Source organism: Pseudarthrobacter chlorophenolicus (genome assembly GCF_000962805.1).
GTDB lineage: Bacteria > Actinomycetota > Actinomycetes > Actinomycetales > Micrococcaceae > Arthrobacter > Arthrobacter chlorophenolicus_A.
This window is the reverse complement of the sequence record NZ_JZTW01000002.1, coordinates 125,979-140,603: the sequence shown is the minus strand read 5'-3', so window position 1 is coordinate 140,603 and position 14,625 is coordinate 125,979. Positions and strand designations below refer to the sequence as shown.

Below are 14,625 nucleotides of genomic sequence, written 5' to 3'. Positions count from 1 at the left end.
AGGGCCGCCGTTACCAAGCGCGTTGCTAGCCGTGCAGTGCCCGGTACGCGGCTGCGGCAGCGGGGTGCAGGGGAATGCCGGCGGTGTTGATCAGCGTTTCCGGGCTGAGGAACTGCACGCCGAGGCTGGACTGCGGAATCAGTTCGCCGGCGTGGTTCACCAGGAGCTGGACGGTCCGCTCGACCGTCCCGGCGTCCAGGTCGGCGCGGCACAGCAACAGGTTGGCTGTACCCACGGTCCAGACGGCGGGTACACCGGGGTAGCTTTCGGCGGGGATGAACACGCGGTCGTACTGGGCACCATGCCGGACGCGCAGTTCCGGCAGCAGGGAGGAGAGGTCCAGCAGCGCCAGCGGCACCTCCCGCTGCGCTGCGGTGATGGCGGCCGTGGGCACGCCGCCGGACCAGAACAAGGCGTCCACGGTACCGGCCTTCAGGGCCGCCAGGCCGTCGTTCAGGCCCAGGCTGACGACGGCGACGCTGCCTTCCGCCGCCGGACCGCCTTCCGCCGGGGTAGCAAGGCCCGCTGCCGCGAGCAGCCGCGGCGTGGTGAGCGACGTCCCCGAACCCGGCTGGCCCACTGCCACGGTCCGCCCGGACAACTGTGCCAGGGCAGTGATGCTGCTGCCCTTACGCACGATGCAATGGACGTAATTTTCGTAGACCTTCCCCAGCGCGGCCAGTGGCGCGACGCCCTCGCCTGCCGTGGCGCCCCCAGCCCCGGCAGGGCCGGCAACCGCATCGGCAAGGGATACGGCAAGAGTGGCCCTTCCCTCCCGCAACTGCGCCAGATTATCCAGGCTGCCGCCGGTGGCCACGGCTACAGCTTTCTGGGCCACGCCGTGGCGTTCCAGGGACGCGGCCAGGAGCGTTGAGAACTCGAGGTAGAAGCCACCCGCCTCACCGCCGGCCACGGTCAGCAGCCCGGGCCGGTTCCCGCTGCAGGCGGACAGCATGGCCGGGAGGAGGGCCGCTGCTGCCAGGCCTGCCCCGTTTTTCAGGAGGGACCGCCTAGGGAAGCCGGCACCGGTAAGGCCGGACGTTCCGGCCTCAGCCACGTCCATCCCCGCCTTCGGAGAGGCTGCCCAGCACCGGAACAGGAAATTCGAGCCGGGCAGACAGTCCGTGCGGTGACGCGGTTCCCAGGACCAGGCGGCCACCGTTGGCCGCCGCCAGTTCACCCACGATCGTCATGCCCAGGCCTGTTCCCCGGACCGAGGCGTGCTGCGGCGCCCGCCAAAATCTTGTTGACGCCTGGGCGAGGTCCTGTTCTGAAAGCCCCGGGCCGTCGTCGTAAATCTCCACCGTGACCGTGGAAAACTCCGCCCTGACGGCGGCAGTGACGGAGGCCCCGGGTGCGTACTTGACTGCGTTGCCCACGAGCTCGCCCACCATCTGGGCAAGCTCGGCCGGCTCGCACGCTACCAGGACCGGGGCCGGTGGCGGGGGAGCGATGACCAGCCGCACGCCGGCGCGGCCCGCAGCGGGGGCAGCCCGCTCCACTTCCTCCTGCAGGACGGGGTACGGGTCGATCGGCGCAGCAACGGGCCTGGCCCCCGGGCTGTTGAAGTCCCGGACGGCGTCCTCGCTGGCCCGATGCTCGGCGGCGGCCAGCTTCAGGACGTCATCCAGGATCTCCTCCACCCGCTCCAGTTCGGCCACCGCACTGGCGGCGGCGTCGTGTTCCCGTTCGGACTTCAGTTCAAGCTGGAGCACGTCCAGCCGAAGCCGGAGCGCTCCGATGGGGTTCCGCAGCTGGTGCGACGTATCGGCAATCAGTTGGCGCTGCGAGTCGATGCTGTCGCTGACCGTCCGCGCCATGGCAGAAAAGGACCTGCTCAGTTCGCGCAGTTCCGGCGGGCCGTCCTCCGGCAGCCGCCCTGCCCGGCCCGTGCGGCCCAGTTCGGTTACGGCGGAGTTCAGCCGCAGGACGGGCCGCAGCACCCAGCCGGTCACGCGCGCGGCGGCCAGCAGCAGGACGGCAGCGAGGGCGACGGCGGCGGCTCCCACCACGAGCCAGCGCTGCTGCAGCTTTGCCCGGGCGGCGTCGAGATTGACGTCCATGGCCACGCCACCCAGCACCTGGTTGGCGCTGCCGAAGGGGCGGAAGATCACCTCGGAGCCGGAACCGAGCGGCTCCAGCGGCGCCAGTGCGGTGCCGTTGACGTTCAGCCGGGCCAGGGACAGCGCATCCTGCACGTCGGAGCGCGATTCGCTGAGTCCTCCCGAGCTGAGCGTCTCCTGCTGCAGCCGGACCACGATCCCCTCGGCATAGAGGGCGGAGTACGTGTCCATCTCGCGCTGCAGCCGCGCGGTATCGCCGTCGCCGGCCGCATCGAAAGCAACCTGGGCCAGCCGGTTCAGGGACGCCACCCGGTTGATCTGGACCTCCTGCGTCAGCTCCCGCGCCGCCGAGGACAGGATGGTGCCGGACGCCAGGAACACCACCACGAGGCACAGCACGCTGAGGACGCCAAGGACCCGCAGCCTCACGCCGGATCCGCTTCCACCCGGTAGCCCACGCCCCGGACGTTGATGATGAAACCGGGCTTCTGCAGTTTTGCGCGCAACCCGGTCAGGTGCACATCCAGGGACCGGGATGAGGCCAGGAAGGCATCGCCCCACAGGGCGTCGAGGATCTGCTCCCGGGTGACCACCGAGCCGGCGTGCCGGGCAAGGAGGGCCAGGAGCTCGAATTCCGTGGCCGTCAGCGGGAGGACAGCGCCGTCCCTGGATGCGACGCGCCGGCCCAGGTCAATGTCGAGGTCGCCCAGGACGATGGTGTCCGGCACGGTGCCGGTACGGCGGCCCGCCCGCCGGGTAACGGCCTCGATGCGTGCCAGCAGTTCCACGAGCTTCACGGGTTTGACCAGGTAGTCATCGGCGCCGGAGCGAAGCCCCAGGACCACGCTGCGTTCGTCGTCGCGGGCGGTGAGGATGAGGATGGGGCAGTCGGTGATCTGGCGAAGCTTGCGGAGGACGTCCAGGCCGTCCATGTCCGGCAGCCCGAGGTCCAGGAGGATCACCTCGAAGTCCCGGTGGACCAGCAGAGCGTCCGCTCCGCGAGCCACCCTGGTGGTCCTGTGGCCCGCCGTCGCAACACCCGCCGCCAGCGCACCTGCCATGGCGTCGTCGTCCTCGACGATGAGCACTTCCATGGCCATGTTCCTTGTCCTTGGGGGAGGGGCGCGGGCCGGGAGGGGGTCCGGCGCGGGGACTAACCCGCCTTTGGAGATTACCGCCTCACAGGGAACCGGCGCTCGGTATCGGGGAATTGCCTATTCCTAAGGAAGTGTTAGGAAACCCGCTTCCGCGTTGGCTGTGCCGTGGATCACCCATAGTTTGGTGGAGGTCCTCCGCGCTTTCGGGAGACCGTCACACCAAGGAAGGTTCATGATGAGCACCGAACAAGCAGCGCCGCTGACGGGGGCAGCCCAGTCCGAGGCGGCACAAACCCGCCGGGCCGTGGGCAACATCCTCAAGGGCTCCGCCGGAAACCTGGTGGAATGGTACGACGTCTACATCTACACGGCGTTCCTGGCCTACTTCCAGCCACACTTCTTCAATTCCAAGGACCCGCTGCAGGGTGCCCTCGAAGGCATGGCTGTCTTCGCCGTCACCTTCCTCATGCGGCCCATCGGCAGCTGGTTCTTCGGCCGGTTCGCCGACCGCCGGGGCCGGAAAGCCGCTTTGACGCTGAGCGTGACCATGATGTCCGCCGGGTCGTTCTTCATCGCCATCCTGCCCACCAAGGACGTAATCGGCGTCTGGGCCCTGGTCCTGCTGGTCCTGGCGCGCCTGGTTCAGGGCTTCTCCGTGGGCGGCGAGTACGGCACCAGTGCCACCTACATGTCTGAGGCCGCCACCGCCAAGCGCCGCGGCTTCTTCTCCAGCTTCCAGTACGTCACCCTGATCGGCGGCCAGATGCTGGCCCTGCTGGTCCTGGTGATCCTGCAGAACGCCCTGGGCAAAGAAGCCCTGACCGAGTGGGGCTGGCGCATTCCGTTCGCCATTGGCGGCGTGGCTGCACTGGTGGTCCTGTGGCTCCGGCGTTCCATGGAGGAAACCGTCTCCGCCAGCCAGGTGGAAGCGGCCTCCGGTGCGAAATCTTCCGGCGAGGCACAGCCCGGAACACTGAAGCTGCTCTTCACCAAGCACTGGAGGGCGCTGCTGATCTGCATCGGCGTCACCCTGGGCGGCACCGTGGCGTTCTACACGTACACCAACTTCATCCTCAGCTTCATGAACAACACCAGCGGGATTCCCAAGGAAACCACCTCGGTGATCAACTTCTGGGCGCTCTTCATCTTCATGCTGCTGCAGCCCGTCTACGGCATCATCTCGGACAAGATCGGCCGCAAGCCCCTGCTGCTCTGGTTCGGCATCACCGGCGTGCTGTTTACGTGGCCGCTGATGTCCGCGCTCGCCGGCACCAAGGACCCGGTGGTCGCGTTCCTGCTGATGATGGGCGGGCTGCTGATCATGGGCGGCTACACCTCCATCAACGCCCTGGTCAAGGCCGAACTGTTCCCCGCCTCGATCCGCGCACTCGGCGTGGGGCTGGGCTACGCGCTCGCCAACTCGATGTTCGGCGGCACCGTCCCGCTGATCGGCGCAGCCCTGCAGAAGGCTGGCCAGGTGGAACTGCTCTTCACCTACGTCACCGTGGCCATTGGGGTGTCGCTGCTGGTCTACATCTTCGCGCTCAAGAACAAGAAGTCGACCCACCTGGACCAGGAACAGGGCCACGCCTGGGACGCCGGTGCGGCTTCCAGCGCGGACGACGACGATCGCTTGGCCGCCGCCAAGCGCTGAGCGTCCGCAGTACGCACCGCGCCCGTTCCCCGCTTGAGGGGGACGGGCGCCGTTGCGTTTAAAGCGCGGTGTAATCAGCCTCTTGGGCGGCGGCGGATCAACGAGGCATGGGCCCTCATCATCCGGGGCACCACCAGGTAGACGGCGGTGGGGACCACCACGAGGGTCAGGGTCAGGGCTTTGAAAACCGGATGCCATCCCTCGGTCAGCGGTGCGGAGGCCATCATGCCGAGGGCTACCAGCGGGAAGATCGCCAGCCAGGTGATGGCCGCCCGGACATGGACGGACGGAACAGCCGGCGGCGAGGCGGGCGCAGAAGCGGCGGGTGGGGTGAGGACGGCGGGGCCGGGAGCGGTCTCCATGAAAATCTCCAACTAATTAGTTGCTTTTGGTGTGAACCGAGAATATGCGCCGCGTCCGGCAATTGCAACTGGTTGGTTGGAATTGCGTAAACTGGTGCCATGGCCTGGAACACGGAACGCACCAAGGAACTGCTGCTGGCTGCCGCCACGGAGGAGTTCAGCGCCAACGGCCTGGCCGGCGCGCGGGTTGACCGGATCGCCGCAGCCGCCGGGGTCAACAAGGAACGCATCTACCAGTACTTCGGCAAGAAGGACGAACTGTTCGACGCCGTCCTGGCCGCCGAGATGATCCGCGTCATGACCGAGGTTCCCATCCAGGGAACCGGACCCGAAGCATTCGGCGACTACGCGGGCAGGCTCTTCGACCGGCACACCACCGACGGCGTGCTGCCGCGGCTGGTGTTCTGGGAAGGGCTGGAGCGGGGGAGCGAAACCGTCAGCAGGGCCACCCGGACGGACCACTGCGCCATCAAGGTGGGGCAGGTGATGGAGGTGCTTCCCGGCGTGGCCCGGGAGGACGCCGCGGACCTGCTGATCACTGTGGTCACGCTCTGCGACGGTTGGCCCGTCCTGCCCCAGATCGACGCGCTGCTGGCGGGCGGCGGCACCCACCGGGCCGTCCGCCGTCGTGCTTTCATTGTGCGGACCGCAACCCTGATGGCCGGCGCCCTGCTTGAAGAAGCGGCAGCGGCGGCCTAAGGCGGGCAGAACTCCCCATGGCCCCGGCCTTGACCGGCGCCTAGGATGACTGTGAACCGCTCGGTTCACACTGTCACTTTCTGGGGGAAAAGGACTCATCCCATGCCGTTGCCGCGCCCTGCCCTGTCACAGCCGCATCAAAACCCAAGGCAAGGGGCGTGGGTCCGGGCCCGGGCCGTCCTTGCCGCAGCCGTACTCCTCGCCGCCGGCCTCTTTGCCGGAGCCGTGCCTGCGCACGCCGCCACCTACACCTTCAAGGGCGTGGTCAAAGGCAAGCTGACCGCCACCGCGACTCCCGCGGCCCTGGGGAACGCCTGGGTGGGCGCCTACACCAGCGACTCGAGCGCCTCCTTCGTGGCGGGCGCGTGGTCCGGCGCCGACGGCACGTACAGTTTCACCGTCCCGGCAGCGGGCAGCTACAAAATCTGGATCACCTGCGGAAGCAACCCCTGCGCCGACACCTACGCGGACGAATGGAACGGCAATTCCTCCGGTGCCTACAACTCCACCCCGTTGGCCGTCTCCGACGCCGCACCCACCACTACCTACAACCCGCAGCTCGAGGCTTACGGCACCATGAGCGGGCGGATAACGAACTCTGCCGGCCAGCCCGTGACGGCCGCCGAGATCTCCGCCTCGCCCGCCAATGGTGGCCAGTACAGCACGGCGCGGCCGGACGCCAACGGCTACTACACGCTGGCCAAAGTTTCGCCGAACCAGGCCTACATCAGCGTGCGGGACGATTCAGGCCAGCGCCTCTACCTGGAGCAGTACTGGAACGGGTCGCAGGGCGTTGACACCTACGCCGCCGCCACTGTCCCGCCAGGCGTCAAGTGGACCAACGCCAACTTCGTCCTGAAGAACGAGACAGTCCTGGAAGCCACCGTCACAGACCCGGCGGGAGCACCCATCGCAGAAGTGGGCTACGTCCCCTACGTCTTCAACGATGCCACCGGCGCCTGGGACGGCCCCCAGATGGGCCCGCTGACCTCCGACGCCAACGGCAAGATCTACTGGCGCATGACGGTGGGCAAGAAGTACAAGATCTGCGTCTTCGACACCTACTACGGTGAACCCCGGCAGTACCGTTACAAGTCCGAGTGCTACAACAACGCGCCCACCATCGACACCGCCGCGGTGCTGACGGCGACCACCGCCGGGCAACGTGTGCAGGTGCCTATGCAGTTGGAAGTGGCCGGACTCTCGCTGTCTCCTGGCCGGATCTTCGCTTATGGTTCAGTCCAGGCAGCCCAGACCCTGACAGTTGATCCGGGAGTCTGGGGTCCGGCGCCCGTAACCCTCGCCTACCAGTGGCACCGCACCAAGGGTTCAGAGGCGACCGACATCGCCGGTGCCACCGCCGCCACCTACACCGTCACGTCTGCAGACGCCGGCTATGACATCTTCGCCAAGGTCACCGGAAGCAAGTCCGGCTACGCCTCCTATACGGACACGGTGCACGCCGGGCAGGCAGGTGCGGACGCCACCACGGCGTCCAAGCCGTTCACCATCACCGGGACCCCCAGCGCCGGCAATACCCTCACCGTGGACCACGGAACGCTGACGCCCACCCCCGAGTTCGGGCCGTACTACGACTGGTTCGTCAACGGCGCCCCAGACTACCGCTCCAACACCAAAACCTTTGCCCTCACGGCGGCCGACGCCGGCAAGAAGGTCATCGCCCGCCTCAGCGTTCACGCCTGGCCGCTCCAGCCGTACTACGGCCAGGCCTCGGTAACGGTTGCCGCAGACGCGCTGACGGCGCCGGTTCCCACCATCACCGGCACCGCCAGGGTGGGCGCCACGCTGACCGCCAACCCCGGCACCTGGGGTCCCGCGCCGGTGACCCTGGCCTACCAGTGGTTCCGCAGCGGCGTTGCCATCAGCGGCGCCACCGCGGCAACGTACCCTCTGGCAGCCGCTGACCTGGGCAAGACCATGACGGTCCGCGTCACCGGCACCAAAGCCGGATATACGACGGCGGCGAAAACCTCCGCGGCCACGGCGGCCGTAGTTGCCGGCGCGCTGACGGCACCGGTTCCCACCATCACCGGCACCGCCAGGGTGGGCGCCACGCTGACCGCCAACCCCGGCACTTGGGGTCCCGCGCCGGTGACGCTGGCCTACCAGTGGTTCCGCAGCGGCGTTGCCATCAGCGGCGCCACGGCGGCGACGTACCCTGTCGCGGCTGCGGACCTGGGTAAGACCATGACGGTCCGTGTCACCGGCACCAAAGCCGGGTACACGACGGCGGCGAAAACCTCCGCGGCCACGGCGGCCGTAGTTGCCGGCGCGCTGACGGCGCCGGTTCCCACCATCACCGGCACCGCCAAGGTGGGCGCCACGCTGACCGCCAACCCCGGCACGTGGGGTCCAGCGCCGGTGACGCTGGCCTACCAGTGGTTCCGCAGCGGCGTTGCCATCAGCGGCGCCACCGCGGCAACGTACCCTCTGGCAGCCGCTGACCTGGGCAAGACCATGACGGTCCGCGTCACCGGCACCAAAGCCGGATATACGACGGCGGCGAAAACCTCCGCGGCCACGGCCGCCGTTGTTGCCGGTACGCTGAGCGGTCCCACTCCGACAATCACCGGCACCAAGACCGTGGGCAGCACCCTGACAGCGAACCCCGGCACGTGGGGACCCGCGCCGGTGACCCTGGCTTACCAGTGGTACCGCGGCAGCACTGCCATCACCGGAGCCACGGCTCAGTCTTACAAACTGGTGGCCGCTGACAAGGGAGCCGCCATCAAGGTCCGGGTCACCGGCACCAAGACGGCGTACACAGCTCTGGCCCGCTACTCGGCTGCCACTGCGCTGATCAGCTGATCCCCTCCGGATCAAACAGGCTCTCCGCCCACCCGTGCCGGCTGCACGGGTGGGCGGCGCCACTTAACAGGGACCGGTGAGCCGCGCGGACTATATTGGGGCTTGTCAGCACACCACCACCATCGCGGGAGTCTGCACCCATGGCCAAGGAACTTGCCACCCAGCTCATCGAACAACTCCAGGCTGCCGGCGTGCAGCGGATCTACGGGATTGTGGGGGACAGCCTCAACCCCATCGTGGACGCCGTCCGGCAAACAGGCGGCTCGGCGAAGGGCGGCATCGACTGGGTCCACGTGCGGCACGAGGAAGCCGCCGCGTTCGCAGCCGCGGCGGAGGCGCAGCTCACGGGCCGCCTTGCCGTCTGCGCCGGGTCCTGCGGCCCCGGCAACCTGCACCTGATCAATGGGCTTTACGATGCCAACCGCAGCGGCGCCCCGGTGCTGGCGATTGCCTCCCACATCCCCAGCAAGCAGATCGGCAGCAGCTTCTTCCAGGAAACCCACCCGGACCGGCTGTTCAACGAATGCTCGGTCTACTCGGAACTGGTGAGCACTGCCGAGCAGGCGCCGCGCGTCATGCACAGCGCCATCCAGCACGCGCTGGGACTGGGCGGAGTCGCCGTCGTGACCCTTCCCGGCGACATCGCCGGGCTCGAAGCCAGCGCGCCAACGCCCCTGCCTGCCACTTTCCGCCCCGCCAGCCTCGTCCCGGACCCGGCCAGCGTCCAGGCCCTGGCGGACGCCATCAACGATGCCGGGAAGGTCGCCATCTTCGCGGGCGCCGGTGTCGAAGGCGCCCACAGCGAACTGATGGCACTCGCGGAACTGGCCAAGGCGCCGGTGGGCCACTCCCTGCGCGGCAAGGACTTCGTCCAGTACGACAACCCATTCGACATCGGCATGACCGGGCTGCTGGGCTACGGCGCCGCCGCTGAGGGCATCGAGGACGCCGATCTCCTGGTCCTTTTGGGCACCGACTTCCCGTACGACCAGTTCCTGCCGGACACCCGCACCGCGCAGGTGGACAGGGTGGCGCACCGGCTGGGCCGGCGGACCGACGTCGACATTGCCGTGCACGGGGACGTGCTGCCAACCCTGCGCGCGCTGCTGCCCCTGGTGAAGGCAAAAAAGAGCCGCAGGTTCCTGGACCAGATGCTCAAGAAGCACGACCGGCTGATGAACAAGGCCGTGGGCGCGTACACCCGCAAGGTGGAGAAGAAGCAGCCCATCCACCCGGAATACGCGGCCTCGCTGCTGGACCAGATAGCCGCGGAGGACGCGATCTTCACCGCGGACACGGGCATGTGCAACGTCTGGACAGCGCGGTACATCAACCCGCTGGGCACGCGGCGGCTGATCGGGTCCTTCCTCCACGGCTCCATGGCCAACGCCCTGCCGCACGCCATCGGCGCGCAGCTGGCGTACCCCGGCCGGCAGGTCATCTCCGTCTCCGGCGACGGCGGCCTGTCCATGCTGCTCGGCGAGCTCATCACCGCCGCCGCCTACAAGCTGCCGGTCAACGTGGTGGTGTTCAACAACTCCACCCTGGGCATGGTCAAGCTCGAGATGCTGGTGGATGGTTTGCCCGACTTCGGCGTGGACGTCCCGGATGCCAACTACGCTGCCGTGGCCAAGGCGCTGGGCTTCCACGCCGTCCGGGTCACGGATCCGGCGCAGATCGAATCGGCGTACCGGGAAGCGTTCGCCCACCCCGGCCCGTCGCTCGTGGAGCTCATCACCGACCCCAAGGCGCTGTCCATCCCGCCGAAGATCTCCGGTTCCCAGGTGATCGGGTTCGCCACCGCGATGTCCAAGGTGGTCCTGAACCGCGGGGCGGGCGAGGCCGTGAGCATGGCGCGCAGCAACCTGCGCAACATCCCCCGGCGCTGACCGTCTCCGGACACCCCCCAGATGAGGGGCTTAAACACCTGAACGCTCCTGCGGCCGGTGCAGGAGCGTTCAGGTGTTTTGTGGCGTGTTGCGCCTGGGCTAGCGGGCGCCGCCCTGCCACAGGGCATCGAACGGTGCACCGGAGGCCACCCGGTTGCGGATGCCCTCGGTCACGAACTCCTTGGCCGCACGTGCGGCCTGCAGCGGCGATGCGCCCTTGGCGAGTTCCGCCGTCACGGCGGCTGCCAGCGAGCAGCCGGCGCCGGAGACGGCCACCTCGCCCACCTTCGGAGCGCTGAGGACTTCGAGGGTTTCGCCGTCGAAGAAGACGTCGACGGCGTCCGGGCCGTCCAGCCGTACCCCGCCCTTGGCCAGGACTGCCGCGCCGCTGAGTTCGTGGATGCGGACAGCGGCGGCCTTGAGGGACTCGACGTCGGTGATCTCCAGGCCGCTCAGGGATTCTGCCTCAAAGTGGTTGGGGGTCACGAAGGTGGCCAGCGGCAGGATCTCGGCCTTGAGGGCCTGGTCCGTGTCCAGGGCGTGGCCGGGTTCCTGGCCCTTGCAGATCAGCACCGGGTCCAGCACCACGTTGCCGAAGCCGTTGGCCTTCAGGGAGCCGGCCACTGTGCTGATGGTGGCGGGGCTGCCGAGCATGCCGATCTTGACGGTGTCCAGCACGGAGGGAGCGCCCGACGCCGGTCCATACGCCGCCGCCGTCGCCTCCAGTTGGTCTGCGATCACCTGCTGGTCCACCGGGACGAAGCGGTGGTTCCAGTTGTCCTTCGGGTCGAAGGACACGATGCAGGTCAGGTTGGCGATGCCGAAGACGCCGAGTTCCTGGAAGGTCTTCAGATCGGCCTGGGCACCGGCGCCGCCGGTGGCTTCGGACCCTGCGATGGTGAGGACGACGGCCGGAGTGGTGGCGGACGGCGATGCGCCGGTGGAAACGGAAGTCATCCCACCATCCTGCCATCCGGCGTCGTGCGTTGCCTTGTGTTGCTGAACAGGGGACCCGGCGCTTCCGTGTTCAGGCAGACAAGTGCGACTGGCGCCCCTCGGGGTCCACCCGGACCAACCGCCAGACAGCCAGGCGGCCGATGGCCAGGGAGCCGCCCGCCACGAGTGCAGCGGACAGCAGGTACGTCGGGTCGGAACTGGACCACGGCCGGGAACCCAGCGCGCCCAACCCCAGCCCGATCAGCACACCAAGGCCACCGAATGCGGCAACATGCAGCCACTGGTTCCGCACGGGCTGCAGCAGGATACCCAAGGGTGCGCCCAGGCAGAATGCGAGGACCATGGCGGGCACGGCTCCCCAGATAAGGGTCGCCAGGAACGTGGGAAGGAACCAGTTGCCGCCGTTCTGGAACGCCAAGGCGAGGGCCAGGCACACCAGGCTGGCCATTGCGCCTGCGGCCAGGGCCGATGTTCCCAACACCACGCGGCGCGGCCTGCTCACACCCGTCCCTTGGCAACCTGCTGGAGGGCCCCGCCCAGTTCCGGCTGGCGGTAGATGAATCCGGCGGACAGGAGCTTCTGCGGCAGCACCCAGCGGCTTTTGAGCACCAGTTCCGTTTCGGTGCGGATCAGCACAGCGCCCGCGCGGAGGAGCCAGGCGGGGGTGGGCAGGCCAAAGCGCTTCCCGTAGGCACGGCGGACCAGCCGCATCAGCTCGTGGTTGCTCACCACGTCCGGGGACGCAATGTTGACCGGTCCGGTGATGTCCGTCCGGGCATGCAGGAAGCGCATGCACCGGTACAGGTCCTCCACGTGGATCCAGCTGAATTTCTGGTTTCCGTCGCCCATGTGCCCGCCCAGGCCCAGCCGTGCGAGGTTGGCGAACGGCCGCAGCGCCCCGCCGCCGGGGCTGAGGACAATGGAGATCCGCAGCGGGATCTTCCGGGTCTCCGGCGTGGCTGCAGCCTCCAGTGCAGCCTCCCAGGCCCGGGCCACGTCCACGGAGAATCCGGTGCCCGGCTCGCCGTCGTGCTCTGATTGGGGCCGGTCCCGGGCGTCCCGGTAGATGGTCCCCGTGCTGGCGTTCAGCCACGTCGACGGCGGTTCCTGGCACCGGGCGATGGCGCGGCCCAGTGCCTCGGTGGTCCGGACACGTGAGCTGAGGATGGCGGCCTTGTTCCGCGCGCTGTACCGGCAGGACACCGAGCGTCCAGCGAGGTTGACCAGGAGATCGGCGCCGTTGAGCACCCTGGTGAGGGCGTCGTCGTCGTTCCAGCTTGCCGACGAACTCCCCGCGCCCTTGCGCCCGATGGTCCGCACGGCCCAGCCGTCCTGCTCGAAACGCGACCGGACGTACCTGCCGATGAAACCCGAAGCGCCGGCGATGACCACCGTCTTGGTTGCGCGCATTGTTCCCCCTTGTTGGTTTTTCACGATGTGTTGCCGCCTGCCTAAGTGCGGACGCTGCGGCTGAGGTTGAGGACGTCGTCCAGGACTTTGCTCACACCGGGAACGCGGGCCAGCCCCAGTCCCTTTGCGATCAGCGGCGCTGCCCCATCCACCAGCCGCCTGGTGCGCTGTTGCCCTTCCGACGTGTCGTAGACCCAAAACAGGGTGACGCCCATGTAGCAGAGCCACAGCAGTTCGGGCAGATCGCTGCGCAGCTTCCTGGGGACAGCTGGCCGGGCGCCGTCCACTGCTTTGCGGAAGATCTCCAGTGAGGCTTCCCGGGCGGGGGTGGAGGCTGCGGAGAAGGGGTTGACGGGGGAGGTGGGACGGATGGCCGTGGCCACAAAGTCGGCACCGAACCGGTGGTAGGGGGCCATGACGTCGAGGCCTGCGTGGAGGACGCCTTTGAGCCGTTCTGCCAGCCCGCCCGCTTTATCCAGCGCACCGGCCGCACGTTCGGCGTGCTCAGCCTGGACCTGGACGTAGAGCTCGTGGACCAGGTCGTCCTTGGACTCGAAGTAGTAGTAGGCGTTGCCGGCGGAGACGCCTGCCTCGGCCGCGATGGCGCGCATGGTGGTCTTCTCGAAGCCGATTTCCCGAAACATCCGCAGGGCCACCTCTGCGAGCTTCTGCCGGGTCTGCTCGCTCTTTGCAGCCAATTGTTCCCCCAAATTTGAACGTGTTCAAGAACGATTATGGCACATCTTTTGAACGTGTTCAGTTTCTGCTCTCCCTGCTCGCTGGTGCTTGCAGACCGTGGCGATGGGAGAATGGACCAACCCCAGTGCTAATACAGCCGGCGGCCCGGTTCCGCGGCCGCCGAGCGAACCACTCCGAACGGATCTCCGCCATGCCCGCTGTCCCAGGACACAACACCGCGCCCGAAACCACCTCGCCGGGATCCCCTGCGAAATTCGCCTCAATCGGCTCGCCATATTTCGGCATCATGCTGGCTTTCATGGCGGTGGTGCTCATCCTGTCCAACATCGGCGCATCCAAGGGTGTGGCGATCGGCCCCATCGTCACCGACGGCGGCTTTTTCCTGTTCCCGCTCGCCTACATCCTGGGTGACGTCATCAGCGAGGTGTACGGCTTCAAGGTGGCGCGCAAGGCCATCTTCGCCACCTTCGCACTGTCCGTCTTCGCATCCGTTTGCTACTGGGTGATCATCGCCCTGCCCGGGTTCGACGACGAGTACAGCATCGCCAAGCAGTCAGCACTGGAGGGGGCACTCGGCCCCGTGCCGCAGATCGTGCTGGCCTCGCTCCTTGCGTTCCTCGCCGGCCAGACCATCAACTCGTGGATCCTGGTGAAGATGAAGGCGCGCACGGGCGAGAAGTCGCTGTGGGCACGGCTGATGGGGTCCTCCGGGGCGGGCGAATTCGTGGACACCCTGATCTTCTGCAGCATCGCAGCGTCCGTCATCGGCATCACGGACTTCGGTACATTCGTGAACTACGTGGTGGTGGGGTTTGTCTACAAGACCCTGGTGGAGTTCCTTTTCGTCCCTGTGACGGCGTCGGTTATCGCGTGGGTCAAGAAGCGCGAACCGAGTTACGGGGCGGTTGCCGCCTCCTAGTGCGGCCTCCTTCCTCGCCGGGGACGCTGGAACGGTGCGGGGACGCT

The 14,625-nt window shown here is 67.8% G+C and carries 13 protein-coding genes; 5 read left to right on the top strand and 8 right to left on the bottom strand.

The features are described from left to right. Positions 1-25: 25 nt before the first annotated feature. From UC32_RS04070 to UC32_RS04060, 3 genes are read right to left on the bottom strand one after another with little or no spacing between them, the layout of a single operon-like run. Positions 26-1,063, bottom strand: coding sequence for a TAXI family TRAP transporter solute-binding subunit (locus UC32_RS04070; RefSeq protein WP_045729983.1), 1,038 nt, complete (start codon positions 1,061-1,063; stop codon positions 26-28). Continuing rightward, positions 1,050-2,492, bottom strand: coding sequence for a sensor histidine kinase (locus tag UC32_RS04065; RefSeq protein WP_045729982.1), 1,443 nt, complete (start codon positions 2,490-2,492; stop codon positions 1,050-1,052). Before UC32_RS04065 ends, UC32_RS04070 begins: the two co-directional genes overlap by 14 nt. Further along, complete coding sequence (locus UC32_RS04060) at positions 2,489-3,157, bottom strand: response regulator transcription factor (RefSeq protein WP_045729981.1); 669 nt, start codon at positions 3,155-3,157, stop codon at positions 2,489-2,491. The genes UC32_RS04065 and UC32_RS04060 overlap by 4 nt, the downstream gene beginning before the upstream one ends. Before the next feature lie 238 nt (positions 3,158-3,395). Here UC32_RS04060 and UC32_RS04055 point away from each other — a divergent pair, with 238 nt between their 5' ends. Continuing rightward, positions 3,396-4,814: an MFS transporter gene (locus tag UC32_RS04055; RefSeq protein ID WP_045730088.1), complete on the top strand. Its 1,419-nt coding sequence runs from the start codon at positions 3,396-3,398 to the stop codon at positions 4,812-4,814. 74 nt (positions 4,815-4,888) lie between these two features. Here UC32_RS04055 and UC32_RS04050 read toward each other — a convergent pair whose 3' ends face one another. After that, a complete protein-coding gene (locus UC32_RS04050; protein ID WP_045729980.1) occupies positions 4,889-5,176 on the bottom strand; it encodes a hypothetical protein in 288 nt (95 codons plus the stop codon). 99 nt (positions 5,177-5,275) lie between these two features. On the opposite strand from UC32_RS04050, the gene UC32_RS04045 reads away from it, so the two are divergent. The 3 genes from UC32_RS04045 to UC32_RS04035 all read left to right on the top strand — a co-directional run bounded on the left by UC32_RS04045 (position 5,276) and on the right by UC32_RS04035 (position 10,593). Beyond that, positions 5,276-5,875, top strand: coding sequence for a TetR/AcrR family transcriptional regulator (locus tag UC32_RS04045; RefSeq protein ID WP_045729979.1), 600 nt, complete (start codon positions 5,276-5,278; stop codon positions 5,873-5,875). Positions 5,876-5,977: 102 nt separating this feature from the next. After that, positions 5,978-8,704 carry a carboxypeptidase regulatory-like domain-containing protein gene (locus UC32_RS20010; RefSeq protein WP_161797256.1) on the top strand — a complete coding sequence of 909 codons (2,727 nt, stop codon included), beginning with the start codon at positions 5,978-5,980 and terminating at the stop codon, positions 8,702-8,704. A gap of 140 nt (positions 8,705-8,844) precedes the next feature. Next, positions 8,845-10,593 (top strand): pyruvate dehydrogenase, encoded by a 1,749-nt coding sequence (locus tag UC32_RS04035; protein ID WP_045729978.1) that lies wholly within the window; start codon positions 8,845-8,847, stop codon positions 10,591-10,593. Between the two features lie 99 nt (positions 10,594-10,692). Here UC32_RS04035 and UC32_RS04030 read toward each other — a convergent pair whose 3' ends face one another. The 4 genes from UC32_RS04030 to UC32_RS04015 form a co-directional block, all read right to left on the bottom strand. Further along, positions 10,693-11,550: a hydroxymethylpyrimidine/phosphomethylpyrimidine kinase gene (locus tag UC32_RS04030; RefSeq protein WP_045729977.1), complete on the bottom strand. Its 858-nt coding sequence runs from the start codon at positions 11,548-11,550 to the stop codon at positions 10,693-10,695. 70 nt (positions 11,551-11,620) lie between these two features. Then, the gene (locus tag UC32_RS04025; RefSeq protein WP_045729976.1) at positions 11,621-12,052 is read right to left on the bottom strand and encodes a hypothetical protein; all 432 of its coding nucleotides are present in this window, start codon (positions 12,050-12,052) and stop codon (positions 11,621-11,623) included. Next, positions 12,049-12,960 carry a TIGR01777 family oxidoreductase gene (locus UC32_RS04020; protein ID WP_045729975.1) on the bottom strand — a complete coding sequence of 304 codons (912 nt, stop codon included), beginning with the start codon at positions 12,958-12,960 and terminating at the stop codon, positions 12,049-12,051. Before UC32_RS04020 ends, UC32_RS04025 begins: the two co-directional genes overlap by 4 nt. 41 nt (positions 12,961-13,001) lie before the next feature. Beyond that, positions 13,002-13,658 (bottom strand): TetR/AcrR family transcriptional regulator, encoded by a 657-nt coding sequence (locus UC32_RS04015; RefSeq protein WP_045729974.1) that lies wholly within the window; start codon positions 13,656-13,658, stop codon positions 13,002-13,004. Between the two features lie 191 nt (positions 13,659-13,849). Here UC32_RS04015 and UC32_RS04010 point away from each other — a divergent pair, with 191 nt between their 5' ends. Then, positions 13,850-14,578 (top strand): queuosine precursor transporter, encoded by a 729-nt coding sequence (locus UC32_RS04010; protein WP_045729973.1) that lies wholly within the window; start codon positions 13,850-13,852, stop codon positions 14,576-14,578. Positions 14,579-14,625: the final 47 nt, after the last annotated feature.

Coding starts and splice junctions, on each gene's coding strand:
- UC32_RS04070 (WP_045729983.1), bottom strand. CDS start 1,063: ATGGACGTGGCTGAGGCCGGAACGTCCGGCCTTACCGGTGCCGGCTTC.
- UC32_RS04060 (WP_045729981.1), bottom strand. CDS start 3,157: ATGGAAGTGCTCATCGTCGAGGACGACGACGCCATGGCAGGTGCGCTG.
- UC32_RS04055 (WP_045730088.1), top strand. CDS start 3,396: ATGAGCACCGAACAAGCAGCGCCGCTGACGGGGGCAGCCCAGTCCGAG.
- UC32_RS04050 (WP_045729980.1), bottom strand. CDS start 5,176: ATGGAGACCGCTCCCGGCCCCGCCGTCCTCACCCCACCCGCCGCTTCT.
- UC32_RS04045 (WP_045729979.1), top strand. CDS start 5,276: ATGGCCTGGAACACGGAACGCACCAAGGAACTGCTGCTGGCTGCCGCC.
- UC32_RS20010 (WP_161797256.1), top strand. CDS start 5,978: ATGCCGTTGCCGCGCCCTGCCCTGTCACAGCCGCATCAAAACCCAAGG.
- UC32_RS04035 (WP_045729978.1), top strand. CDS start 8,845: ATGGCCAAGGAACTTGCCACCCAGCTCATCGAACAACTCCAGGCTGCC.
- UC32_RS04030 (WP_045729977.1), bottom strand. CDS start 11,550: ATGACTTCCGTTTCCACCGGCGCATCGCCGTCCGCCACCACTCCGGCC.
- UC32_RS04020 (WP_045729975.1), bottom strand. CDS start 12,960: ATGCGCGCAACCAAGACGGTGGTCATCGCCGGCGCTTCGGGTTTCATC.
- UC32_RS04010 (WP_045729973.1), top strand. CDS start 13,850: ATGCCCGCTGTCCCAGGACACAACACCGCGCCCGAAACCACCTCGCCG.